The sequence below is a fragment of the Citrobacter sp. MGH104 genome (assembly GCF_001034485.1).
In the GTDB taxonomy this organism is placed as follows: Bacteria; Pseudomonadota; Gammaproteobacteria; order Enterobacterales; family Enterobacteriaceae; genus Citrobacter; species Citrobacter freundii.
In genome coordinates, this window is the sequence record NZ_KQ089818.1 from 2,358,403 (window position 1) to 2,383,128 (window position 24,726).

A 24,726-nucleotide genomic window follows, 5' to 3' on the forward strand; every position below is an offset into this window, starting at 1 on the left:
CAATCACGCACGATGCATTCCAGACCGATTTTTAGCTCTTATTGAGTTTTCGGGGTGGATTTTAAGCAGAAAATGATGAAAAGTTATATAAAAATGTTTGTTTATCCGTTTTAAATATTAAGAATACCAGCTAGCAAACGTTTGCTTTTCTGCCCTGGTCAGATAAAATCACCGCTTTTCCACCATGGGATTGCCTCTGATGTCCGTTAACGCCGTAGAGTCAACAAATGCGCAACCGGTTGCGCAGACTCACAACAGTGAACTGATTTACCGTCTTGAAGATCGCCCCCCGTTAGCCCAGACCTTGTTTGCCGCCTGTCAGCATCTGCTGGCCATGTTCGTCGCGGTAATTACTCCCGCTCTGTTAATTTGCCAGGCGCTTGGTTTACCGGCTCAGGATACTCAACACATTATCAGTATGTCGCTGTTCGCCTCCGGCGTAGCTTCTATCATTCAGATCAAAGCCTGGGGGCCGGTAGGCTCAGGGCTGCTATCCATTCAGGGCACCAGCTTTAACTTTGTTGCGCCACTGATTATGGGCGGTACGGCGCTAAAAACCGGTGGCGCAGATGTCCCAACCATGATGGCGGCGCTGTTCGGTACGTTGATGCTGGCAAGCTGCACCGAGATGGTTATCTCACGCGTACTGCATTTGGCGCGGCGGATCATTACCCCATTGGTCTCAGGCGTGGTGGTGATGATTATCGGCCTGTCGCTGATTCAGGTGGGTCTGACATCAATTGGTGGTGGCTATGCCGCAATGAGCGACAACACCTTTGGTGCACCGAAGAATTTACTGTTGGCAGGCGTGGTACTGGCACTAATCATCCTGCTTAACCGTCAACGCAACCCTTACCTGCGTGTTGCGTCATTGGTGATTGCGATGGCGGCAGGCTATCTGCTGGCCTGGTTTATGGACATGCTGCCGCAAAATACCGCACCGGTAAGTCAGGACCTGCTAATGGTGCCAACGCCGCTGTATTATGGCCTGGGTATCGACTGGAGTTTACTGCTGCCGCTGATGCTGGTCTTTATGATCACCTCGCTGGAAACCATCGGCGATATTACGGCCACCTCTGATGTCTCCGAGCAACCGGTTTCTGGTCCGCTGTATATGAAACGCCTGAAAGGCGGCGTGCTGGCGAACGGTCTGAACTCGTTTGTTTCCGCTGTGTTCAACACCTTCCCGAACTCCTGTTTTGGACAGAACAACGGGGTTATTCAGTTAACTGGCGTTGCCAGCCGCTACGTCGGTTTTGTGGTGGCGTTGATGTTGATCGCGCTGGGCCTGTTCCCGGCGGTCAGCGGTTTTGTACAGCATATTCCTGAGCCAGTACTGGGCGGGGCAACGCTGGTAATGTTCGGTACTATCGCCGCATCCGGCGTGCGTATTGTGTCCCGCGAGCCACTGAACCGCCGCGCGATTCTGATTATCGCGTTGTCGCTGGCCGTCGGCCTGGGCGTCTCCCAGCAGCCGTTGATCCTGCAGTTCGCCCCGGACTGGGTGAAAAACCTGCTCTCTTCCGGCATTGCCGCAGGCGGTATTACCGCTATCGTTCTGAACCTGGTGTTCCCACCAGAAAAGCAATAAGCAAACTGCGGCGTTGATTCTGAATCAACGCCGCTGTAACGCTCTTTCACCATTCCCGCCTTGAGCATTGCGTCTAAATCGTGCATAACTTGACTATGTGCACTTCGCGGGATGGAAGACCATGAAATTTATTGGAAAGCTGCTTCTTTACGTGCTGATCGCCCTTGCAGTGGCGATCCTCGGCCTTTATTTTCTACTGCAAACCCGCTGGGGCGCAGAGCACGTCAGTGCCTGGGTTTCACAGAACAGCAGCTACCATCTGTCCTTTGATGCCATCGATCACCGGTTTTCTTCCCCTTCCCATATTCTGCTGGAAAACGTCACCTTTGGCCGGGATGGTCAGCCCGCCACGCTGGTCGCCAAAACGGTCGATATTGGACTCAGTAGCCGCCAAATCACCGACCCGCTGCATGTAGACACCATTTTGTTGCAAAACGGTACGTTGAATCTTTCCCAGCAAACCGCGCCGTTACCGTTTCAGGCCGATCGTCTGCAATTGCAGGATATGGCGCTTAACAGCCCCGGTAGCGAGTGGAATCTCAGCGCCCAGCGCGTTAACGGCGGCGTCATTCCCTGGAGCCCTGAGGCAGGTAAAATTCTCGGCAGCAAAGCGCAAATTCAGCTCAGCGCCAGTTCGTTGACGCTCAACGATGTCCCGACCACCAACGTCTTGATTGAAGGCAGCATTGACCATGACAGGGTGACACTTAGCAATATTGGCGCAGACGTGGCACGTGGAGCATTAACCGGCGTAGCGCAACGCAATGCCGACGGGAGCTGGGTAGTGGAGAATCTGCGCCTGAATGATATCCGGCTACAAAGCGACAAATCGCTGGCCGACTTTTTTGCCCCGTTAAGCACCATTCCTTCCCTGCAAATTGGTCGTCTGGAAATAACGGATGCCCGTCTGCAAGGCCCTGACTGGGCGGTGACGGATCTCGATCTGAGCTTGCGCAACATGACCTTCAGCAAGGACGACTGGCAAACTCAGGAAGGAAAATTGTCGATGAACGCCAGCGAGTTTATCTACGGCTCTCTGCACTTCTTCGATCCGATTCTGAACGCCGAGTTCTCACCACAGGGCATTGCGCTGCGCCAGTTCACCACCCGCTGGGAAGGCGGTATGGTCAGAACATCCGGAAACTGGCTACGCAGCAACAAAGCGCTGGTCCTCGATGATGCCGCGATTGCCGGTCTGGAATACACTCTGCCAGAAAACTGGAAGCAGCAGTGGATGAAACCTCTGCCAACATGGCTAAACAGCCTGACGCTGAAGAAATTCAGCGCCAGCCGCAATCTGGTAATTGATATCGACCCGAGTTTCCCGTGGCAGCTCACCGCGCTTGACGGTTACGGCGCTAACCTCGGGCTGGTACAGAACAATCAGTGGGGGATCTGGAGCGGGAGCGCCACCCTCAACGCCGCTGCTGCTACCTTTAACCGCACGGATGTACGTCGTCCTTCGCTGGCGCTGACGGCGAACAACAGCACCATCAATATCAGCGAACTGAGCGCCTATACGGAAAAAGGGCTGCTGGAGGCCACCGCCAGCATTTCTCAGTTGCCTCAGCGCCAGGCTCAGATCAGCCTGAACGGACGCGGCGTGCCAATGACGATCCTGCAGCAGTGGGGCTGGCCCGCACTGCCGCTTTCCAGCGATGGTAATATTCAGCTTACCGCCAGCGGCAATATTCAGGCCGATGCGCCGCTCAAGCCAACGGTCAGCGGCCAACTGCATGCGGTGAACGTGGAGAAACAGCAGGTCACGCAGACCATGCAGGCGGGTGTGGTTTCAGGGAGTGAAGTCACAGCACCACCACCTGCGCAATAATTTATTGCCCGGTGGCGCTTCGCTTACCGGGCCTACTCACGCTCATAAACGAATATATTCACTGCACAACAGCCACTTCACCGGCTCATCCTCTTCAATCGCCGGGAAGCGACCGCCAGGTTCCAGAAAGTGGTTGTCATGCTGGTCGTCATTGACCATCGAGATTTCCCAGCCCAGCACGAACGCCTTCTCCGCCCAAAAGCGATGATACAAGCGCGGCGGCAGGCACACCCCCTGTCCCGGTTTCAATACCAGCGTCTCGCCAGCGTCAACGGTACGCCGCTGACCATCGACGCTAACTTCAACAATACGCCGTGCGTCATACCCATCATCAGGCGTGGCCCATGCCAGCTGCATACATAAGTCACCGCCGCCGCGATTCACGATATCTTCCATTTTATGGCGATGAAAATGCCATGGCGTTTGCTGATCCTGCTGAATTTGCAGCATCTTTTCAGCATACGGTTTGGGGTAATTAGCTGACCCTGGCTGACCATTGCGCAACGTCAGTAACGTCAGTCCCGTTTGCGCAAAATCTCCACGCCCAAAGTCGGTAATATCCCAGCCCAGCTGGAGATCGCGCACTTCACGCCACAGAGATTGATCCTGTTGCCGCCAGGCATCGATCGTAAAATACGCAAAATCAGGCAGACAGACCCGAAAAGTCTCGGCGATGGCATGCGCTTTATCGACGGCATAATTAATATGTGAACGCTTCATTCCACTTTTCCTTGTTGCGAAAGAGGCGGGTCGCCCCGCCTGCATGCCGTTAGTAAAGTGATGCTTTGCCGGTTGAACCGAACAATTTCATTTTGTGGCGGATCACGTCCCGCGCGGCGCTAATGGCTTCTGGGTAGATTACGTTCGGGTCCCACCAGGTTTCTTTTGCCAGGATTTCGCGGACTTTCTGGAAATAGGCATATTTCATATCGCTGGAAATGTTGATTTTGCCAACACCCAGCGTGACGGATTCGGCAATTTCCGCATCCGGGTTCGCGGAACCACCGTGCAGCACCAGCGGAATATCCACACGCCCGGCGATGTCGCGCAGGATGTTCATTTGCAGCTCTGGCTGCATCCCTTTCGGGTAGATCCCGTGCGCGGTTCCAATCGCCACCGCCAGCGTGTCTGCACCGGTTCGGGCGATAAAATCCTCTGCCTGAGCAGGATCGGTATAAGTAACCTTCGACACGCCGCCTTCCACTGACGTCCCGGTCTGACCAATCGTACCCAACTCCCCTTCCACAGAAACACCTACCGCATGCGCCAGCTTGACCACTTCGCGGGTCAGCGCCACGTTTTCTTCATACGGCAGCAGCGAGCCATCAATCATCACCGAGGTAAACCCACACTGAATCGCTCGCAGTACATGCTCAACCGAAGCGCCGTGGTCCAGATGCAGAGTAAAGGGAACCGGGCTGCGCAGAGTGATATCGCGGACATAGCTAAAAAACGCATCGCCGACAAAATCATGTTCACTGGGGTGAATAGAGATAATCGCCGGGGTATTGGTCGCTTCCGCTTCCTCCACTACTGCACGTACAAAGCAGCTGTCCGCCACGTTGAATGCGCCGATAGCAAAACCGTGCTGACGAGTAGGTTGCAGTAATTCTTTCATCGAAACTAACATGTTAATTCTCCAGTTTCAGGGTGTAGAAAGCCCTGCCAGTGCGTCATCGCAGAGGCATAGAAGGCGTTACAGAAAATGAATCAGGCTTTGCCGATAGCGCCGCTGGCCTGCAGGTACGGAATAATGGCTTCCTCGCAGGCCTGCTCCATCAGGGCCAGGGCATCAATGAGCTCACCGGATGTGTCACGACACAGGGTATGCAGTAGCGCAGCCTTTCCGGCTTCGAAAACCGCCGCACCAACGTTTATCTTGGCGACGCCAAACGTCGGGCAACGCTGTAGCTGATCAAACGGCGTCCCGCTGCCGCCATGCAGCGCCAGAGGTACCGTTGATAAACGGGCTATTTCCTCCAGCCGCAGGAAATCAATAGCAGGTGTGATACCCGGCGTGTACATGCCGTGTGCCGTACCCACCGACACCGCCAGCAAATCGATCCCGGTCTGTTGGATAAAGGGTTCCACGTCGGCGGCCTGAGTCATCAAATCAGCGTTAGCGGCATGGTCATAGCGCGGAGCATCGGCCAGATGGCCCAGCTCACCTTCCACGCACAGGGAAACGCTGGCTGCGAGCTCGACCACTGCCCGGGTCTGGCGAATGTTCTCCTCCAGCGCAAAGGCGGAGGCATCGATCATTAACCCGCTGAATCCGGCGCGAAAAGCCTGACGAATGCGTACAGGATCCTTTCCATGATCCAGCGCCAGCGCGACCGGTACCGAGGCTTCCTCTGCCAGCGTTTTGACGACCGCAGCGGCTATCGGGGCCGGAAAATGCTCCAGATGTCCCTGATACAGATTCAGAATGATGGGCGCACGGTGTTTCTCTGCCACCCGAACCGCCGCGCGGGCGCTTTCCAGGTTCATACAGTTGATGGCCAGCAGCGCGTACTGCTCGCGCCAGGCTTTCGTCACCATGCTTTTCATATCGGCAAACATACGGCCTCCGGTTATTCCAGGGTGAAGGTGATCTCTTCGTCTTTCAGTTTTTGATCGCTGAGTTCATCAAACTCTTCGTCACGCTCGGTCACCGGTTTCTTCCACAGCGACAACATGACACCGCAAATCACTGTGCCGATCCCCAGCGCCAGGCAAAACAGCAGCGGATGCGTAAAGAGCGGGACCACAAACATGCCGCCGTGCGGTACCGGGCTTTCGACACCCCACACCATAATCAGGCCGCCCGCAATCGCCGAGGCCACCACGCAGGAGCCCACCACACGCAACAGATCGCGCGCCGCAATCGGAATGACCCCTTCGGTAATCATGCAGATCCCCATCGGGAATGCGGCCTTCAGCGCCTCACGTTCCGCACGGGTGTACTTGTGACGCGTCAGCAGGAAAGAGAGCGTAATGCCGAACGGAGGGATCATCGAACCAACAAACTTCACCGCTTCCGGACCGTACACACCGCTGACCAGCATGCCGTCAGCAAACAGCGACATGGTTTTATTCACCGGTCCGCCGAAGTCGAATGTCGCCATCGCACCGAGGATAGCGCCCATCAGAAAGCGGGATCCGCCCTGCATGGACTCCAGCAGATGAATCAACGCGTCCTGCAGCCAGGCTATCGGCTTGCCAATCAGCGTCATCATCAACAGGCCGCCAATGACGGTACTCAGTACCGGCAACACCATGATGGGCATCAGCCCCTGCATCGACTGTGGCAAACGGATATAGCGCTTAAGTAGCAGTACGGTATAACCGACCAGGAACCCGCCCAGCATCCCGCCGATAAAACCGGTATGAATTTCGCCGCAAACAAAGCCGACAATCAGGCCCGGCGCAAATCCGGGACGATCGGCAATGGAGTACGCAATCGCCGCACTGATCAGCGGTACGATTAGCCCCATCCCCCAGCCGCCAATCTGGTTGAGCATCCAGGGTATGGTTCCTGTTTTTTCACCTACGTTAGTGCCGCCAAGTATTTGCCCGAGAGCAATACAGATCCCGGCGGCGACAATTAACGGGATCATCCACGAAATCCCCGTTAATAAATGTCTTTTTATTTCCTGAGATAGCGGAATTTTATTTTCACTCATGTGAAATCCCTCCAGAATGAGGATCGCTACTGGTTATTATTAACTAATGATTTTTCGACCTTTTCAAGAAACTGAATGGGCGATTTTATGACGATTTCGGTTTTCACTCGCACGATGCGTTTATTTGAAAATCGTTCCTCCCCTTTTATTTTGACATCGACAGCAAGAATTACGACATCAGCTGCAGAAATATCCTCTGTCAGCAGTTCGTTCTCCGTGCCGATAGTTCCCTGGGTTTCAACTCTTATATTATGACCAAGCGCTTTAGCACCTTTAATTAGCTTCTCACGGGCAATATAGGTGTGCGCAATACCCGCCGTACAGGCGGCAACACAAACAATATTCATAACATGCTCCACTTTTTATTTAGCAGACATTGGATTCAGCATATTGGCTAAAAAGCTCAATAATTTTCTGTGGACTGCTTTCGACTAACAGTTGTTCAATAATGTCGTCATCCGCCAACGCGCCGGCAACCTGCGAAAGCAGACGAATATGTGTAGTGTTTTGATCTTCAAGGCGTACGGCAAACAGAATGATGCAGCGCACGTTGCTGCCATCCAGGGTTTCCCAGGGAATATCCTGGCGGGTACGCCCAATTGCCAGCGTGGTATTGACCACCGCCGAGGATTTCCCGTGCGGGATCGCAATATGATTTTCGAAGCCGGTCGAGCCTTCTGATTCACGCTGCCAGACATCCTGAATAAACGTTTCCCGACAGCTAATTGCCCCATCTTTTTGCAGAATATCCGTCAGTTCCTCAATAACCTCCGTTTTGTTTGTGGCCTTCATATCCAAAATAACGCGATTTGTATTGAGTATTTTCGTGATGTCCATCAATCATACCTCATGGAGTTCAGACATTAATTTTCGACGACCAGCGACGTCGCCCGATGTAATTTTTCCGTAATAACCGTTTCTGTTACCCGCTTAATATCTGCATCATTGAAAAAGGCGGTGACATACACGACCGGCATAGCAACGGCAGGTAAATTTATCGTCGATACCACCAGTTCAATATCGTCCGTCAGTACGGAGGGCAGGCTGCCTGCCGATACCACACCGACGATAGTCCAGTCCGGAAAGGCGCGCAGGATACGGCTTTTGAGTAAGTGAGAGGTACCAATACCGGTTGAGCAGACCAGCAGCACGCGCTTACGCGCTATCTGCCGCTCCATTGCGGCTTGAAAATGCACGGTTAAATATCCCACCTCATCTTCCGACACGGCCCGCTCGCCCCAGCTGCTAAACACCCGATTCACCGCGCACTGGGTCAGACGCCACACGTCCTGCAACTCGCCTTTAATATCCTCCAGCAATGGATTGCGAATGCGGATCTGGTAGTTCAGGCGGTTAATCAGCGGCTTAATGTGGATCAGCAATCCGTCATAAAGCGCCGTGTCCTGGCTCAGATCGCTGTCGACCATCTCGGCAAAGGAGGCAATCAACCGATGGGTAATCAAACGCGCTTCGTCGCTGGAGTGCATATGGCCAATCACGCTCACGTCGTTATGCTCTTCAATTACCACGCCGGAAGAGATAATGTATTGATAAATAAACCAGACTTCGTCTTCCGGCAGCGGGTGGGCAATGCGTTTTTCAATATGCTGAATCATCCGGCTGGCAATGGAAAAAATATTCTCGTCACATGAGGTGATATTTTCATCTTTTCTCGGCAGCGCATTGCCCCGCGTGATGCGGTACATCATGATCAAAATATGGGTAAAGATATTGACGTAATAAGGCTCGCCCAGAGACCAGCACAGGTCGTTCTCCATTTCCTGCAATAACGTCTGGACAAATAAAACATCTTCTTCGCCAAAGTAATGCACTAAGGCTTTATAACTGCCCGGGTCAAGGCGTGAATAAACCACGTTACCAGGTTCATTATGGTTAATCACGCCGTTAATCAGCGACGCCATCGCCTGGCGTACACCGCTCTCGCTGCCTTCGATATGCGTGCCGCTCTGACTGCGAATCAACGACAGGCCCAGTGGGGTAATCCAGGATTCAATTACTTTCAGATCGTTAACAATCGATGCGCTACTAATAAAATAACGTTCGGATAATTTACTGATCGACGTTTCATGCGGCGTTTCGCTTAATAACTGTGAGGCTATCTTGACTCGCCGTGAATTATTCATCATGCCGTCAGTATCATCACCTTCCGATCCTAATAACTGATCCATATATAAAAGGTCGGTAATATTATCGGAACTTAATATCACCCCAGCACCAGCACGTTTATCGATGGTTATTTTCCATTCTGATAACCATGGTTCCAGTAAACGCAGATCGCGCTGCACAGTTTTTTCTGAAACAGATAAATACTCGGCAATTTTCAGCAGCGTGACATATTCCTTCTTAGACAGAAGAAACTTTAATAATCTGTTTTGTCGCGAGGTAATCATTTGCATTATTTACCCTTATCACACACCAGATTAAATAGCTAAAGAAGCGCTTATGCTCCACGTGTAATCCGTGATGATAAATATAAGAGGACTACGATGCGTCAACAATACTAAATCGTGTCCAGTAATCCGGACAGAAATAAGACAAAAAGAGGAAATAGTGAGATATTTACGGCGCAGATCACATTTTTCGCGGGAATCAGAGTGATACCGCTCGCAAATATGCAGAGATAAAAATTTAATTCAGGATGTTTTGGATTTTCAGATCTGGAATGCTGCTCGCAGCGTGGGCCGGATAAAACGCATCCGGCACCACGTCGACACATACTTACAAGGTAATCGTCAGCTCACTGCCCTGTGGAGTAATAACTACACCCAGCTCGCTGCCCATATGCGACCCGCATTTAATGCCGCCAATTTCCTGAATATTTCGCAGGCACAGCGTCCAGTTACGTGCCTCACCGTTCCCTTTCACAGTGATGGTATTACCTACACGCGTCGCCTTCAGCGTGAAGATAACCGAGCCGTCCATCGCAGGCACTTCACACACCGCTTCCCGGCCCTCCTGCAGATGGAACAGCTGGAACGCGGTTCCTTCATGCCAGGCGTAGTCCGGCTTCTGGTTATTGCTGCCCAGCGCCAGCAGAGTGTTCTCGCGCACGTAGACTGGCAGACTCAGGAAGCCATGCTGCTGTTTATGCCAGCGACTGCCAGACACCTCGTCGTTACGCCACAGATGCGTCCAGCGTCCTTCCGGCAGGTAAAACTGCACATCGCCCGCCTCGCTAAACACCGGCGCAACCATCACGCTATCGCCCAACATGTACTGGCGGTCGAGATAATCACATGCCGGATCGTCCGGGAACTCCAGCATCATTGCGCGCATCATCGGCGTTCCTAGCTCATTGGCGCGCGCCGCTTCGCGATACAGATACGGCATCATGCGGCATTTCTGCTCGGTGAAGTAGCGCACCACATCGCAGGATTCGTCATCGTACGCCCACGGTACACGGTAGGATTTGCTACCGTGCAGACGGCTGTGGCTGGAGAGCAGCCCGAACGCACACCAGCGCTTGTAGACGTGCGCCGGGGCGGTATTCTCAAAGCCGCCAATATCGTGACTCCAGAAGCCAAAGCCGGACAGACCAATGGACAACCCGCCGCGCAGGCTTTCGGCCATCGATTCATAGTTGGCATAGCAATCGCCGCCCCAATGCACCGGAAACTGCTGCGCGCCGACCGAGGCTGAACGCGCAAACAGGACCGCCTCTTCTTCACCGACAGTCTTTTTCAGCACGTTCCATACCAGTTCGTTGTAGATGTACGCATAATGGTTGTGCATTTTCTGCGGATCGGCACCGTCAAACCACTGAACGTCAGTAGGAATGCGTTCACCAAAGTCAGTTTTGAAGCAGTCAACGCCGATATCCACCAGACCTTTCAGCTTATTGGCATACCACTCACAGGCTTGCGGATTAGTGAAGTCGTAAATCGCCAGGCCCGGCTGCCATTTATCCCATTGCCACAGGGAACCGTCCGGCCGCTTGAGCAGATAGCCTTTCTCTTTCAGCTCTTTGAATATTGGCGATTTCTGGCCAATATACGGGTTAATCCACACGCAGACCTTCAGCCCTTTTTCTTTCAGGCGGCGGATCATGCCTTCCGGATCCGGGAAGGTCATCGGATCCCACTCAAAGTCGCACCACTGGAAGGCTTTCATCCAGAAGCAGTCAAAGTGAAAAACGTGTAGCGGCAGATTGCGCTCGGCCATGCCGTCGATAAAGCTGTTGACCGTCGCTTCGTCATAATTGGTGGTGAACGACGTGGTCAGCCACAGGCCGAACGACCAGGCGGGCGGCAGCGCGGGACGGCCAGTGAACTGGGTATAACGGTTCAACACGTCCTTCGGCGTTGGGCCGTCGATGACGAAATATTCCAGATACTCGCTTTCCACGCTGAACTGCACTTTCGACACTTTCTCAGAGCCGATTTCAAACGACACGCACTGCGGATGATTCACCAGCACACCGTAGCCACGGTTGGTGATATAGAATGGGATGTTCTTGTAAGATTGCTCGGTGCTGGTGCCGCCGTCACGGTTCCAGGTTTCTACCGTTTGCCCGTTACGCACCAGCGCGGTAAAGCGCTCGCCCAGGCCGTATACCGTTTCCCCGACGCCGAGATCCAGGCGCTCAAACATAAAGTTTTTCCCGCTGTTGGTATCCTGCACGTAGCCGTTGTTTTTCAGCTGGCTGCCGGTAATACGTTCGCCGTTACGCAGGAAATCCAGCGACCAGAATTCCCCTTTGGTTACGCGCACGCTCAGGTTACCGCTCTTCAGTTCGGCAATCTCAGCGGTGTTGCGCATCTCGACCTTCACTTCCTGCAGCACATTGAGCGGGTAATGCGGACCGGTATCCAGCGCCCCCTGGAAGTGCTCCATACGCACACCGACCACGCCTTCCTGCGGCGAGAAGAAGCGCAGGGTAAACAATGGGGTATCCAGTTGCCAGGTACGTTCACGCACATCGCGCGGCGCAACGTAGACAATCATCTCATTGCCCTGCTGTTCAACCTCGAACACCTGAATCGGGTTAATCACGTTCAGACCGGGCTGAATCAGCCAGTTTCCATCGCTAATTTTCATCATCGGTTCCTTAGTTCTGTAATTCTTTCGTCGTGAAATCTTGCTGATTGCGGCGCGCGCCCTGCGCCAGTTGGCTCATGATTTCAGTCAGATACGGGGTTTTTAGGGTGTAGAAGCGTTTGGCGATCACGGCACTCAGCAGGTAGCAAATAGCCGGGACTATGGTGAACAGCGCGATGATGATGCTAATGGTGGCGCCGTTCTGGGTTTTCGCTGCAGCGTCGTAGCCCCCACCTGCCAGCATCCAGCCGATCAGCGCCCCGCCGAGCGCCAGGCCCAGCTTGAGCACGAACAACGTGCCGGCAAAGCTGATCCCCGTCAGACGTTTTCCGTTGCACCACTCGCCGTAATCCACGGTGTCGGACATCATTACCCACTGAATTGGCGTCACGAGCTGATGCAGTACGCCAATCACGAAGATGAAGACGAACATAGTGATGTTGGCGTGCATCGGTACGAAGAACATCGCCAGACTGACGACCGCCAGCGCGGCGTTGGTCCAGCAGAAGACGCTGACTTTGCATTTCCAGTCGGTCAGCGGCTTCGCCAGCGCAGAGCCGATCAGATTGCCGACGCAATAGGTGGTGAGGAAGGCGACAAACACTTCCGGGGTACCCAAAATCCAGGTGACGTAATACATCATCGCCCCGCCGCGAACGCAGACGGCCAGGATGTTGAGGATGGTCAGCATGCCGACGATGCGCCATTGATCGTTCTGCCAGATGTCGCGCAGGTCTTCACGCATCGAGGTGGTACTCGGCGGCGCTTCCACGCGTTCTTTGGTGGTGAAAAAGCAAAACGCCAGCATCAGGAAGGCCACAACCGAGAGCACGGCAATCCCGCCCTGAAAGCCGAACGCTTTATCCTCGCCGCCAATCAGATCCACCAGCGGCATCATCAGCACGGTGGAGAGCATGCCGCCCGCCGTCGCCAGCACAAAGCGCCATGATTGCAGGGAGATACGCTGCGTGGGGTCATTGGTGATCACGCCGCCCAGCGCACAGTAGGGAATATTCACCACGGTATAAAGCAGGGTCAGCAGCGTGTAGGTGATTGCGGCATAAATCATTTTGCCATGCAGGCTGAGATCCGGCGTGCTGTAGGCGAGCACACACACCAGACCAAACGGCAGCGCGCCAAACAGCACCCACGGACGAAATTTCCCCCAGCGTGAGCGGGTACGGTCGGCCAGCAGCCCCATGCAAGGGTCTGAGATGGCATCCAGCGCACGCGCCAGTAAGAACATGGTGCCGACAAATCCGGCAGGTATACCAAAAATATCGGTATAGAAGAACATCATATATAACATAACGTTATCGAAGATGATGTGGCTGGCGGCATCGCCCATACCGTAGCCAATCTTCTCTTTAACAGACAGAATCTCACTTTTCATTACGCATCCTTGTTAGCACTTTCACACGCACTGATACCGGTTACAGTTCTTGTAAACCATCCCTGTGAGCGCGGGTATTCCGATATCTCGTTATCAAATTACGATTCTTGTTTTCTGTGATCGGGGTAGCGTCGAAAAAATGTGATGAAATGTAACTAACGGATTTATTGAGGATTTATATGAAACTGGTCATGGTATAGATAAACGGAAGTTAAAAAAGTGAGTGAGGGGGTGTGGAAACGTTTGGAAGTAGCTATAATGCGCCCCGCCTCCATGTAGCAATCGAGGCGCGGAAGATCGTCATCTCCGGTGAGGTGGCTGGACTTCAAATCCAGTTGGGGACGCCAGCGTTCCCGGGCAGGTTCGACTCCTGTGATCTTCCGCCAATTCTTTTACTCTCGGTCTCATGATTATAGCGTTAAGCAAAGATAATAAATTAATAACTCATTGATAAAAGGCTATTACTATGCGTTATCGAAATATCCGAAAATGGGATAACCCGCGACAAACAGAAAACTTACTCTATTTTGCCCAAATATTTGAAGAGTGTTTTTTCCCTTTTAGTCTAGATACCTATAAACCATCAGCAATGAATACTAGTCTTCTTTGTGATGAGGCATTAGTTGTAATTTCTGCAGTAGAATCTGGAGACATCAAAGAGCCAAATATAAAACATGTACTTCTGGAACTCTGTAGTAATTTAGAAAGTGATGATGTAGCCAAAGACCTTCTCGATATCGAGCTAAAAGAAATATACTCGATATTGAAGAATGATAAAGAATCTTTATCTTCAAAAAAAACAACAATAGAAGTACTCTCAAGATATTTAAACCAAAAAAAAATATAAAGAAAAAGCAGAGGCTTTGCTTTCAGATGTGATAATGAATGGCACTGATTTCGGTAAAATTAGAAAGATAGCAAGAAACTATGCAACAATACTTATAAACTATGGCTACAGTGATAGCTATATATACGAGAAAACTTTAAATTATTTTTATCATGATGAAGGAAGAATATCATCCAACTCCAATATAATTGAATTTATATCACTCTTCCCTTCAGAATCTCATGAATTCTCTATAATATATAAAGCATCGAATCTATTTGAAAAATTAAAAGATGCGTGCACTAATTTCCAAATAAAAATCAGTCGCAATTTCCCTATTGAAGATGGTCCATTTTCCGATAACAATACGAAAAACATTCTATCTAGGCACGATGGAATATACTTAATGCTGGACGATATTAAAGCGAGAGATGCTTATTCAGCCAAGGTGTATTCAGATAATTTATTAAATATCTTCGGAACTCTTTTTTCAATATTTCACCATAAAGAAGTCTTAAGCTTCAAAGATGAGTGTATTATAATAAACAAAAATAAAAACGAGCTAAAAAAAAGAGGTAAGACGATCAATACAATGCATAAATGTGTTGACATGAAGACCCAAAAATCCGCAAGAATATTGAATGAGTTTATATCTAAGTTTAGCCTTGAAAAAGATTCATTTGAAAAATTCACAAATGCTGCACAACTTCACTCTCTAGCCTTAAACAGCGGTTCAGAACAAAACCAATTGATTAACCTCTGGATTGCGTTAGAATCAATAATCCCCACTAATGGCAGCGTAAGTAACATTGAAAATGTTGTATCTTCAACAATTCCATTTTTAAATATGATTTATTATAAGAGACTTATAAACAAACTTATTGCTGATATATTTTATTGGTGCCGAAAGGAAGGAAGCGTAGCTCTAAATAACATTAATGGCAATAGCTTACATATTAAATTTATAAAGCTATTATCGTTAGAAGAAAATAGAGAGGCACTTAATCGGCTAAAAGAAAATACAAGAGATTTTCATTTATTGAAAGATAGAATAATTTTTTTTGAAAACTTATTTAAATCCCCTAAGAATATAATATCTGGACTTAATACTCATACAGATAGACTAGCACAACAAATACGACGGATATATCGAGCTAGAAATTTAATTGTTCACACTGGAAATCTTCCAAGTTATACAAGTACATTAATAGAAAATCTTCATGACTATCTTGATGTAATCATTGGAACATTAATTGAATTAAATATATCTGACAAGAAAATAATTAGTATTTCACAAGGCTTTAAAGTGATGGAACTCAAATATGGTTCATTCTTGAGAAAAATTGAGGATAAAAACCTAATCTTTAACAACAATAATATTGACCTGATTTTCTCCTAACTTTATCTTCATGGCTCAAAACCTAGTCTCTCTAGTTCTCTTCTCCCCAAGGTTTTGAGCCAATTCCCCAAACTCATTCCCTCTGCCTTTGCAGCAGCCTCGAACTGCGCCTTTAACTCAGGTGTGATACGAATCTGAAAAGTTGGAGCCTTTCCGGATTTGGACTGATTTGGGTCGCGTTTAGCCGTTGACATGTACGTACCTACAAGCGCAAGATATCACCAATCAGGTACGTACCTTTACACCTAACGACCTGATTTATAAACGCCCTCGCCCGGTATTCGCAGTACCCGACGAGAGCTAACCTCACCAACTATCAAGGAGTTGATTATGGCTGATTCGCATTCTACCCCAGACACCGACCAATCTGGAACCGAGCGTTCGGTAATTGTGGGATATCGCCCGAATGTTTTCGACAAATCCACACCCAAAATTATTCTTTCCGGCAAGTGGCTACGCGAAGCGGGGTTTGATACCGGGCAACAGATTAGCGTAAAAGTGATGAACGGCTGTATCGTCCTGATGGTCTACGGCGAGCAGGAACAACGGTTGCAGGATGAGCTGCAAGAAGCAAATCAGAAGTTAAAAAGAATTGAGAGCACGTTGGCGACTCTCCAGTGAAGTACAGCTGAACCTGCAAGCAGTACTTACAGGTTCACTTGGTGCCGGATGGCGCTTGTGCTTATCCGGCCTACTCTCCTGGAAAATGAAGCCAAAGTGTAACGGGAACCCAAACAAATGAATCACCACGAAAAACCAGACACCATCTTTTCGATTGACGACGATGAAAAAGTCGAAGAAATAAAAATTCAGTTACTGAAAGCCAAGATTCAATGTGCACAATGTGATATTCATTCTGATAATATTGTTAACGGCGATAATTTCTTTGATGAATTAATGGAGCCTAATAAATGAAAAAAGCATTATAAACTTACGGGCAATAATCAATAATTATGATATTTGAAGCAGCAACTCATTATCCATGAATCAGAAACGCATTAGAAATCATTCAACCACTACACTAAAAATCATAATAAAAATACTATCCTGATGGCCTATGCCAAACGATAAACATGACAGCACAATAAACACCATATTATAATCCCGCTAAAAATACACAGGCATCCTTTTTCTTTAATCAGGAAGGGACAGCCTCGTTTCTAATAAATTAGATTATTGGGTTACATATGAAAAACGTATTCATGGCAATGGTTATCGCTCTCGTCACTATCACCGCATCATCTACTGTTTTCGCATGCCCGAAAGGAGAACACCCGCACGGCGGTACTGGCTCACACCATAAGGGCGGCTGGTGCTCGTATGATCAGTAAAATTGCCATTCCTGTCTTGTTATTGCTCTTTTTGTCAACGCCTGTACTGGCAAAATCGACATTGAATATCGACGGCAACTCGCTTTATCACGGCTATCAGTTGTATGAGAAAGGTTTTGATTATTTGAATGTTCGGGATGAACAGACAGCAGTGATGTATATGTCTTTTGTTGCCGGTGTAGCGGGGACACTATCAAAAGAAAATATCATCTGTAATGAAAGCATAACCATTGGACAGGAAGCTGATATTGTTGGTAATTACCTCCAGACCCATCCTAAAGAACGGACAAAATACAGTCCTTCTGAATTGGCCATGATTGCTTTGGGCAAAGAACTTGCTTGTAACAAAAATAGTAATAGCTAGCGCTGTACGCAGCTTATTTACCGGATGGCGCTAACGCTTATCCGACCTACCGCCTCCCCAAAAAATAAAGCCGCTGACCTATTAATCAGCGGCTTTTCTGTTACTTACAATCCCGTCAGAAATTATATTTCACGCCCAGCATACCGCGGGTATCGCTGTAGCCTTTGTCGCCGACCTGTTGGGCCACGTTGCTCCACACATTGAGGCGCGGAGTGATTTGCCCTTCTACGCCGACTTTCAGTTCGCCGATGTTTTTGGTGCCGCGCATGTCGTTGCTCACATCATCCATCTTCACGCTGGTCGTCTGCGTGTTGTGGATCCAGTTGGCTTCGACAAACGGCTGGAACTCGCGTGATTTACCGTCGTCGATGGCGTTGTGACCGTTGATAAAGGCTTTCACACCCAGACGGGTCATCAGGTTGCCATCGGTGTTGTCTTTCACGCGGGTACCGTTCGCTTCGCGGTGGCTGTCGGCCTGCACGTCCATCCACACCACCTGCGCTTTCGGTTGCAGCCAGTAGCTGTTGCGCTCGTTTTCACCCAGTTTGAAGCTATAACCGGCTTCTACCGAAGCGGTTATCCCGCTGGATTTGTATTTCTCTGTCGCCTGCTCCTGGCCCATCACCTTGTTATCAAACCAGTTGTACAGCATCCAGGTGTCTACGTAAGTGCCGGTTTTGTCTGCGTCATTGGCATACCATGTGCCGTACAGCCCTACGCTGTAACCGGTAACCTGACCACGTGAATGGTAGCCGGTCAGGCTGGACTGCGTGCGGTTCTGGCTGTTGGCGTAACCTGCCATTGCGCCGATGTGCCAACGGTCGAGACCGTCGCTACTCCACTGCGCCAGATCACCGCCCAGCTGCAACACATAGCTGTTGCTTTGGGTTTTCAACTGCCCGCTACCGTCTTTAAAGCGGGTATGCGCCCCGACGTTACGCATCCACATACTGGTGACTTTTTTCTCGCCCGTCAGCATGTCGATGTACTGCGTTTCGCCCAGACGATCGTGCAGTCGGGTCATAAACAGCGTGTTAGCGGCGTAGTTGTTCGCCAGATAACTGCCTGCTTCCGGGCGGTATTGCTGCTCGGTGACCGGAGGTGCGACAGGTATTTCCGGCTCAGGGATTATCGGATCGACCGGGTCTGGATCGACAGGACCTGGGTCAATAGGGTCAACCGGATCCGGGTCAACGGGGTCTGGGTCGATGGGATCTACCGGGTCCGGATCGACCGGGTCCGGCGGAGCAGGAATAAAGCTGGTTAGATACCAGTTGCTGCCCTTTTGCACCACGTTATAGTCGTACGCACCAGCAACAATACGGCCTGCTTTCTCAAAAGTACCGTCAGAATTACCGGCTACTTCGATGATCTCAATACCTTCAACGGTCTGCGCCCCGGTTCCGCCAATGTTGTTCACCGCCACAAACGCATTACCCGCGGTGTTGCCGAGCACTTTCAGCTTGTCGGTTTCGGAGGTGTCGTCATTCAGGACGGTATTGAAAACCAGTTTGCCGCCGTTGCCGGTGAAATCTTCATTAATGGTAAGCGTCTGCCACGGTTCGCCGTCAGTATGCCCAAAGTTCACCACTGACCCGCCGTTCAGCGTCAGGTCGGTGAGCGTTGAGCTGTTGGTCATGTTCCAGGTCGCATCGCTCATTTGCAGCGAGATAACCCCCGTTCCGGCCGTGACGCTGGTGATGTATGACGCCCCACTCCACAACGAGTTGTCGGTCATGTTGAGCGTAATGGTACTGTTTTGCTGCGGCAGGCTGCTGGTCGCGGCAGTCGCGCCAGCGGCGTGAAGATCACCGTCGATAAGGAAGCGCCCGCCAGCGGAGCCGTCTACGGAGCCGCCCGTTTCGGTGCCGATGGCATAACTTTCATTGCTGTGATTGCCCGCCATAGTAATGGCGGCGCCGCCAGCCAGGTTTATTGCCCCGCGTGAAGTCGCATACAGACCGCGTGGCGCTTTGCTGTAAGACGCCGCTTTCGCCGAATTGTTTACGTTGATCGTCGCGTTTTCGCCGAGATTCACGGTTGCATTGGTGGAATAAACCGCATGGGCGCTGACGCCGTTGACCGTAATCGTGGCATTGTTGCCCAGTTCCGTTTTGGAAGATGAGGCGGCATAGATCCCTGTCGAGGACGCGCCCGACGTCTCGATAGTGGCGTCATCACCAAGGCGGATCGAGGAGCCGCTCTGCCCGGTGCGAAGACCTTCTGAACTGTCACCGATCGTCACAATGTGTGCCCGATCGCCGACGACAATCGTATTTTTGGCCTGCGTAGCGTCTTTCATTGCGTTTGCAGTGATACCACGCCCCTGATAACCGGTGGTTTGAATATACAGATCGTCGCCGACGTATATGTTGGCTGAACCTTTCCAACCCTGGCTATAGGAGTTGTAACCGGCGTTAATACCGTCACCATCCTGACCGTCCACATAAATGCTGGTGCGATCTCCGGTGATGATAAAGACCGGGTTATCCGGCGTATTAGCCCCGTGCGTGCGAATACCGTCAACATCTTTACCATTGTTGGCAGCATTCTTCGACTGTGTGCGGATCGTCAGGTCATCACCGAAAATAACGCCTGGGCTACCCGTCGCGCTATTCTGAATAACGGTAATGGAGTGCTCGAAGGCTTCTGCTCCTGGCCCATTGAGCGTTAACCCATTGCCAAAAACAGGAATGGTGCCAGCACTCCATTGATAAACATAATTCGGCGTAGCGCTGGTTTTAGCGATACTTGCATTCGCCTGTGCAGGAAATAAAGCCTGCAACTCCGGGGACAGACTGCTAACCAGACCGCTGGAAGGAAGACTATCAACATCAATCCAGGCTGCATGGGCCGAAAATACCATAGAAGTTAATGCGGCTGAAACCGCGATGGCAATACGAGAGTAAGATTTGGGATTTGGCATATTAGCCTCCTGCTATTAGGCGTAGAGCGTCCACCACATCGCAAGGATGTGAAATATTAAAAATCAGAAATGCGTTATAAAATATTCGATAGTATTTTATGAATACTATGGCCCAACTTATCTTCAAGCCGGAGCTTATAGACATATATTTTCTTAATATCAATATTATCTATTTGGGTAATTTGTTGAATACTTTTTCCTGAGACAAATCGCTTCAGTAATATCATTTCTGTATAGTTGAGTGTGCGCCCACGTTTACTGTTAGCGAGATGACCGGTAAATAATCGTCTCATTTTCTGATGCTGTACGTCATCATCATCATCAGAATATATAATCCCTTGTATTTTATTGCTTTTCGACAGCCAGTAGTTGGCTAACGGCGCCAGGTTCCGGTCCGCTATCAAAACAATATGCATGCCGCTATAAGCCAGACGATCAACCCATTGCGGGTCGGCAAACAGGCGCAGGTTCGGGAAAGAGAAGTCCACAAAAATAAACCCGCGCGACAAATGGTTTTGATTATTAAGCAGAAGTTTTTCAATAATTCCTTTTTGCAGAAAGCCATTTCCCTCAGGCCAGATAGCAAAAGCGGCACGGTGACAGTAACTGGCGCGAACCGCAGCATCCGGAAATAATTGACAGGATAATTCACAGCTTATGCAACGAACACTCTGTGATGGTGATCTCTTCATCAAAAATGACTCCTGTTATTTTTCCATAAATATTTCATTGGTAAATAAATGTGTCAATCCGACACGTACGACATTCCTTGTCAGCTAATAACAGTGGCGCTAATAAAATGTAATAAACTCCTGATGTGCTAATAAGCATGGACTGTGATTAATACGATTGCGCTAAGCTTTTTTGTGCCTTATCTCAGAATAACAGTCTGGGCATTAGGAATTTTATGCATAAATTAAAATCCTAGGATAAATCTTAAAAAAGCACTATTTGCTAAAAAACAACCGATGTAAACAATGCTCATTAATTACACAATACTGATAACTCAATCACCCTTGAAGTGCTGTGGATAAATATAATGATAATTCAGATAAACCTGTAATGAATTCTCATTATTTAACATTAGTTAATTTTACCTAAGAACTTGATCAGCTAACACGTTGTATGTAAAGAACATTTAAATCTTAAGTGAAATTCTTATCTGCGATCACGTACAAAGAGTGAGGCATATTATCAATTTGGATGTAAAATTTAAGGTAAGTGTTGGCACATGCGGTGATACGTTTAGGTTACTGAGGGCTGGGCAATTGTACCTTATCAATCAGTTGGTCGAATTTAATCCTGATAACAAAAGCCTGGTCAATCGACAGACAGGGCGAGCAATTCAACTACAGATACCAGCCTCGCTCTGTTTTCTCTATTTAATTACTCACGCAAGTGACATTGTTTCTCAGAACACGTTGATTAAAGTGGGCTGGGGTGAGAGAAATAATGTGACCACCACCAACACATTTTACCAGGCTATTCTGACTCTACGTAATGCTCTGGCGGATGTGGGTCTGCCGAGAGATACGGTAAAAACAATTTCCCGGCGCGGGCTTGCATTAAATGAAAATACGCAGGTTGAGGCGATAACACATCCTCAAAGTGAAGTTTACCAGCCACCGGTTATAGAGGATTACGCGCCCCCAAAGATAATTGCTCCCGCGCCTCAACAAACGACGCGGGGACCCTGGTGGTACATTATATTTAGCACGGGCATCGTTATTGCCACCCTGATTATCTGGCTGGTGTGGTATCAGACGCGTCCTGTTATGCCGTTTAGTAAATTCGTGTCTGTTTCTATGCAAGTTCCCTCTCGGCAAAACTGTAAAATTTATTACTCACCAAATGAGCACGACCAGGAGAATTATTTCAATCTGATGCAACTGCATCCCTATCTCTGCGAAAACAACAAGCACGTCTTCCTTTCCGGCTACCGCAAAGCGGAGAGGATCGTGGCGTTTGTCTGTGATAAAGATGCGCGGATAGATGCTAACGCGTTTTGTACTACCCACTATTACTGGATGCGCGGGTAATGAAAAAAATACATCACCTTATTCTGCTGGTAATCGGTCTGGCGACGTTGCTCGGTTCAGGCGGGTGGCTATGGTATTCACGCTTTGCCGAAAAGCCGCTGAGTTGCATCGGCAACGTGGAATGGAATATTGGCAGCAATCGCTTTGCCGGTACGTTAGCGTTTCGGATGTACGATAATGCAGGTTTGGCCACCATTACCGGAAAACTGTACGGACGTAATACCTCAGACATCAGCAGGAACATTTATTTCAACTACACCAGACAGCACGAAGCCCGGGTGCTACAGGCGATGCAGGTGGTCAAAACCTTCGCAGACAGCGCCGATGAAACGGATATTAACAATACCTTACCCGGTTTTTACCGCCAAAGCGGACGAACCCTCAGTCTGGTCATGGAAGAGTATAAGGGCGCATGGATCTTTGCCAGCTCCAATGTACCCTCGCTGTATTGCCGCAAGAGGTAACGTCATATCCGGAAACAAAAATCGCGCCCCCTCAATGGAATTCATATTTGTCATCATCGACTTACGCGACATGGGTCACTGAATCCTCTAATAACCCATTGCTATTCTTCATCCCGAATCAGGAAACATCCTGAATATCACGATATCCATTGCGTAATAATTAAGCGAAATGGGCGTTTTATTTTGTCCAGAAGACTTCAATCTACGGATGGATATTTGGAGAAGGCGTGGGCAGGGGCGTTTATCTCTCTCGCGAGCAATGTCTGAAGGTTCAGGCGTTATCGCATTTCAGGAAACGGTATGTTTCCGGTGTATTTTTGGCGTACATATGAGGGATACGTAATGTTTACTTTTAAAAAGTGCCTGATTGCACTTTCTATAAATTTGGCCGTTGTTTCATCAGGTTTTGCTTGTACGACCCTGCTGGTCGGTAACGAAGCATCAGCGGACGGCTCGATGCTGGTTGCCCGTAGCGCTGACAGCGATGCCCTGAAAGCGCAACATTTTGTCATTCACCCGGCAAAACAGAATCAGACCGGGGTATACAGCACCAAAGCACATAACGGTGCGAATGACTTTACCTGGCCGCTACCCAAAAACTCGCTGCGTTATACCACTGTTCCAAACTGGAAAACCCAACTGCACGGCGCGACCGGATTTAACGAGCTGGGCGTTGGCGTGAGCGGCACAGAATCTATTTTTGCCTCACCAAAAGCGCTGGCCGCCGACCCGTACGTTGAGGATAAAGGGATCACCGAAGACGATATTCCGGATATTCTGCTGTCGCAGAGTAAAACCGCGCGTGAAGCCGTGGCGCTACTGGGCCATATCGTTGAGACCGTCGGCGCAGGCGAAGGCTTTGGCGTTGCCGTCGTCGACGATAACGAGATCTGGTATCTGGAAACCGGCAGCGGCCATCAGTGGATGGCGCAGCGTCTGCCAAATAACCAGTATTTTGCCACCGGTAACCAGGGCCGCTTACAGGATTACGATCCGAAAAACCCGGACATGATGGCGTCAAAAAACCTGATTCAATTTGCGACCGAAAAGGGTCTGTACGAACCGGCAAAAGATGGCAAATTCAACTTCTCCAAAGCCTATACCCGTGATGATGAGCGTGACCGCACGTATAACGACCCTCGCGTTTGGACCATCCAGAAAGAGTTCAATCCTTCCGTAAACCAGGATATGGCCAAAGGGCGCGAATTCCCGGTCTTCATGACGCCAGAGAAGAAAATGACACTGGACGATGTGAAGGCCGTACTGCGTAACCATTATGAAGGCACCAGCCATGACCCCTACACCAACGGTCTGAACGGCAAAGAGCCATGGCGTCCGGTCAGCGTCTTCCGCACCTATGAAGCGCATGTTATGCAGGTCCGTCCGTGGTTGCCAAAAGAGATCGGTGAAACGACCTACATTGGTTTGGGCATGGCCGACCTCACCGCCTTTGTTCCGTACTACAGCGGCCTGAAAGCGTATCCGGCTAACTATACGATGGGTACTGATAAAGCGGACGATCAGTCTATCTACTGGAAATATCGTAAATTACAAACGCTGACGATGACCGATTATCCGAAGCTCGCGCCAATCGTCAAAAAAGCCTACAAAGCGTGGGAAGACAAAGTGGCCAAGGAGCAAAAAGAGGTTGAAGCAGAGTATCTGAAGATGGCGAAAACTGATAAACCAGCCGCCGATAAGATGCTGAATGACTTCAACCTGCGCATCATGGCCGACGCCGAGAAGCTGACGGAAGATCTGACTAATCAGCTATTTACCATCCGCACCAAAGACATTCAGTCTGATATCTTCTTTGCAAACGCTGCGAAAAAAGACTGA

Annotated in this window: 22 protein-coding genes and 1 tRNA gene; 11 read left to right on the plus strand and 12 right to left on the minus strand. The window is 49.8% G+C overall.

Annotated elements, in window-relative coordinates; all coding sequences use genetic code 11:
- Positions 1–199 precede the first annotated feature (199 nt).
- Both xanP and SK34_RS11105 read left to right on the plus strand, forming a co-directional pair.
- On the plus strand, positions 200–1,591 hold the full coding sequence (gene xanP / locus SK34_RS11100) for a xanthine/proton symporter XanP (protein WP_003024026.1): 1,392 nt from the start codon (positions 200–202) through the stop codon (positions 1,589–1,591).
- A gap of 121 nt (positions 1,592–1,712) precedes the next feature.
- Entirely contained in the window at positions 1,713–3,422 is a 1,710-nt protein-coding gene (locus SK34_RS11105) for an AsmA family protein (RefSeq protein WP_048233044.1), read from the plus strand.
- Positions 3,423–3,464: 42 nt separating this feature from the next.
- Here SK34_RS11105 and SK34_RS11110 read toward each other — a convergent pair whose 3' ends face one another.
- From SK34_RS11110 to SK34_RS11150, 9 genes are all read right to left on the minus strand, one after another.
- Positions 3,465–4,142 (minus strand): D-lyxose/D-mannose family sugar isomerase, encoded by a 678-nt coding sequence (locus SK34_RS11110; RefSeq protein WP_003837587.1) that lies wholly within the window; start codon positions 4,140–4,142, stop codon positions 3,465–3,467.
- 49 nt (positions 4,143–4,191) lie between these two features.
- The gene (locus SK34_RS11115; RefSeq protein WP_003024018.1) at positions 4,192–5,052 is read right to left on the minus strand and encodes a ketose-bisphosphate aldolase; all 861 of its coding nucleotides are present in this window, start codon (positions 5,050–5,052) and stop codon (positions 4,192–4,194) included.
- A gap of 80 nt (positions 5,053–5,132) precedes the next feature.
- Positions 5,133–5,984 carry a class II fructose-bisphosphate aldolase gene (locus SK34_RS11120; RefSeq protein WP_048233046.1) on the minus strand — a complete coding sequence of 284 codons (852 nt, stop codon included), beginning with the start codon at positions 5,982–5,984 and terminating at the stop codon, positions 5,133–5,135.
- 11 nt (positions 5,985–5,995) lie between these two features.
- Positions 5,996–7,087 (minus strand): PTS fructose transporter subunit IIC, encoded by a 1,092-nt coding sequence (locus SK34_RS11125; RefSeq protein ID WP_003837581.1) that lies wholly within the window; start codon positions 7,085–7,087, stop codon positions 5,996–5,998.
- Positions 7,088–7,113: 26 nt separating this feature from the next.
- Positions 7,114–7,434, minus strand: a complete 321-nt coding sequence (locus SK34_RS11130) for a PTS fructose transporter subunit IIB (RefSeq protein ID WP_003844521.1) — start codon at positions 7,432–7,434, stop codon at positions 7,114–7,116.
- A 19-nt stretch (positions 7,435–7,453) separates the two neighbouring features.
- On the minus strand, positions 7,454–7,924 hold the full coding sequence (locus tag SK34_RS11135; RefSeq protein WP_003842172.1) for a PTS sugar transporter subunit IIA: 471 nt from the start codon (positions 7,922–7,924) through the stop codon (positions 7,454–7,456).
- A 26-nt stretch (positions 7,925–7,950) separates the two neighbouring features.
- Complete coding sequence (locus SK34_RS11140) at positions 7,951–9,504, minus strand: BglG family transcription antiterminator (RefSeq protein ID WP_003844519.1); 1,554 nt, start codon at positions 9,502–9,504, stop codon at positions 7,951–7,953.
- A gap of 322 nt (positions 9,505–9,826) precedes the next feature.
- On the minus strand, positions 9,827–12,145 hold the full coding sequence (gene yicI, locus SK34_RS11145) for an alpha-xylosidase (RefSeq protein WP_048233052.1): 2,319 nt from the start codon (positions 12,143–12,145) through the stop codon (positions 9,827–9,829).
- 10 nt (positions 12,146–12,155) lie between these two features.
- On the minus strand, positions 12,156–13,538 hold the full coding sequence (locus SK34_RS11150) for a glycoside-pentoside-hexuronide family transporter (protein WP_048233053.1): 1,383 nt from the start codon (positions 13,536–13,538) through the stop codon (positions 12,156–12,158).
- 291 nt (positions 13,539–13,829) lie between these two features.
- Between SK34_RS11150 and SK34_RS11155 the strand changes: the two genes are divergently transcribed.
- The 3 genes from SK34_RS11155 to SK34_RS11165 all read left to right on the plus strand — a co-directional run bounded on the left by SK34_RS11155 (position 13,830) and on the right by SK34_RS11165 (position 15,763).
- Positions 13,830–13,924 (plus strand) — tRNA-Sec (locus SK34_RS11155).
- Between the two features lie 80 nt (positions 13,925–14,004).
- Complete coding sequence (locus SK34_RS11160) at positions 14,005–14,385, plus strand: hypothetical protein (RefSeq protein ID WP_048233055.1); 381 nt, start codon at positions 14,005–14,007, stop codon at positions 14,383–14,385.
- Between the two features lie 34 nt (positions 14,386–14,419).
- On the plus strand, positions 14,420–15,763 hold the full coding sequence (locus SK34_RS11165; RefSeq protein WP_048233056.1) for a hypothetical protein: 1,344 nt from the start codon (positions 14,420–14,422) through the stop codon (positions 15,761–15,763).
- Positions 15,764–15,771: 8 nt separating this feature from the next.
- Here the strand turns inward: SK34_RS11165 and SK34_RS11170 are convergent, their stop codons facing one another.
- The gene (locus SK34_RS11170; protein ID WP_048233058.1) at positions 15,772–15,957 is read right to left on the minus strand and encodes a toxin-antitoxin system HicB family antitoxin; all 186 of its coding nucleotides are present in this window, start codon (positions 15,955–15,957) and stop codon (positions 15,772–15,774) included.
- Between the two features lie 136 nt (positions 15,958–16,093).
- On the opposite strand from SK34_RS11170, the gene SK34_RS11175 reads away from it, so the two are divergent.
- The 3 genes from SK34_RS11175 to SK34_RS11185 all read left to right on the plus strand — a co-directional run bounded on the left by SK34_RS11175 (position 16,094) and on the right by SK34_RS11185 (position 17,458).
- Entirely contained in the window at positions 16,094–16,384 is a 291-nt protein-coding gene (locus tag SK34_RS11175; RefSeq protein WP_044700468.1) for a SymE family type I addiction module toxin, read from the plus strand.
- Between the two features lie 117 nt (positions 16,385–16,501).
- Entirely contained in the window at positions 16,502–16,678 is a 177-nt protein-coding gene (locus SK34_RS11180; protein ID WP_003844487.1) for a hypothetical protein, read from the plus strand.
- 405 nt (positions 16,679–17,083) lie between these two features.
- Positions 17,084–17,458, plus strand: coding sequence for a Rap1a/Tai family immunity protein (locus SK34_RS11185; RefSeq protein WP_048233059.1), 375 nt, complete (start codon positions 17,084–17,086; stop codon positions 17,456–17,458).
- Positions 17,459–17,573: 115 nt separating this feature from the next.
- On the opposite strand, the gene misL is transcribed toward SK34_RS11185, so the two are convergent.
- Both misL and SK34_RS11195 read right to left on the minus strand, forming a co-directional pair.
- Positions 17,574–20,384, minus strand: coding sequence for an intestinal colonization autotransporter adhesin MisL (gene misL, locus SK34_RS11190; RefSeq protein ID WP_048233060.1), 2,811 nt, complete (start codon positions 20,382–20,384; stop codon positions 17,574–17,576).
- 74 nt (positions 20,385–20,458) lie between these two features.
- Positions 20,459–21,076, minus strand: coding sequence for a helix-turn-helix transcriptional regulator (locus SK34_RS11195; protein WP_003023988.1), 618 nt, complete (start codon positions 21,074–21,076; stop codon positions 20,459–20,461).
- A gap of 576 nt (positions 21,077–21,652) precedes the next feature.
- Between SK34_RS11195 and SK34_RS11200 the strand changes: the two genes are divergently transcribed.
- The 3 genes from SK34_RS11200 to SK34_RS11210 all read left to right on the plus strand — a co-directional run bounded on the left by SK34_RS11200 (position 21,653) and on the right by SK34_RS11210 (position 24,726).
- Positions 21,653–22,423 carry a winged helix-turn-helix domain-containing protein gene (locus SK34_RS11200; protein WP_016151203.1) on the plus strand — a complete coding sequence of 257 codons (771 nt, stop codon included), beginning with the start codon at positions 21,653–21,655 and terminating at the stop codon, positions 22,421–22,423.
- Positions 22,423–22,887 carry a hypothetical protein gene (locus SK34_RS11205; protein ID WP_048233061.1) on the plus strand — a complete coding sequence of 155 codons (465 nt, stop codon included), beginning with the start codon at positions 22,423–22,425 and terminating at the stop codon, positions 22,885–22,887. The genes SK34_RS11200 and SK34_RS11205 overlap by 1 nt, the downstream gene beginning before the upstream one ends.
- 342 nt (positions 22,888–23,229) lie before the next feature.
- Positions 23,230–24,726, plus strand: coding sequence for a C69 family dipeptidase (locus SK34_RS11210; RefSeq protein ID WP_005121531.1), 1,497 nt, complete (start codon positions 23,230–23,232; stop codon positions 24,724–24,726).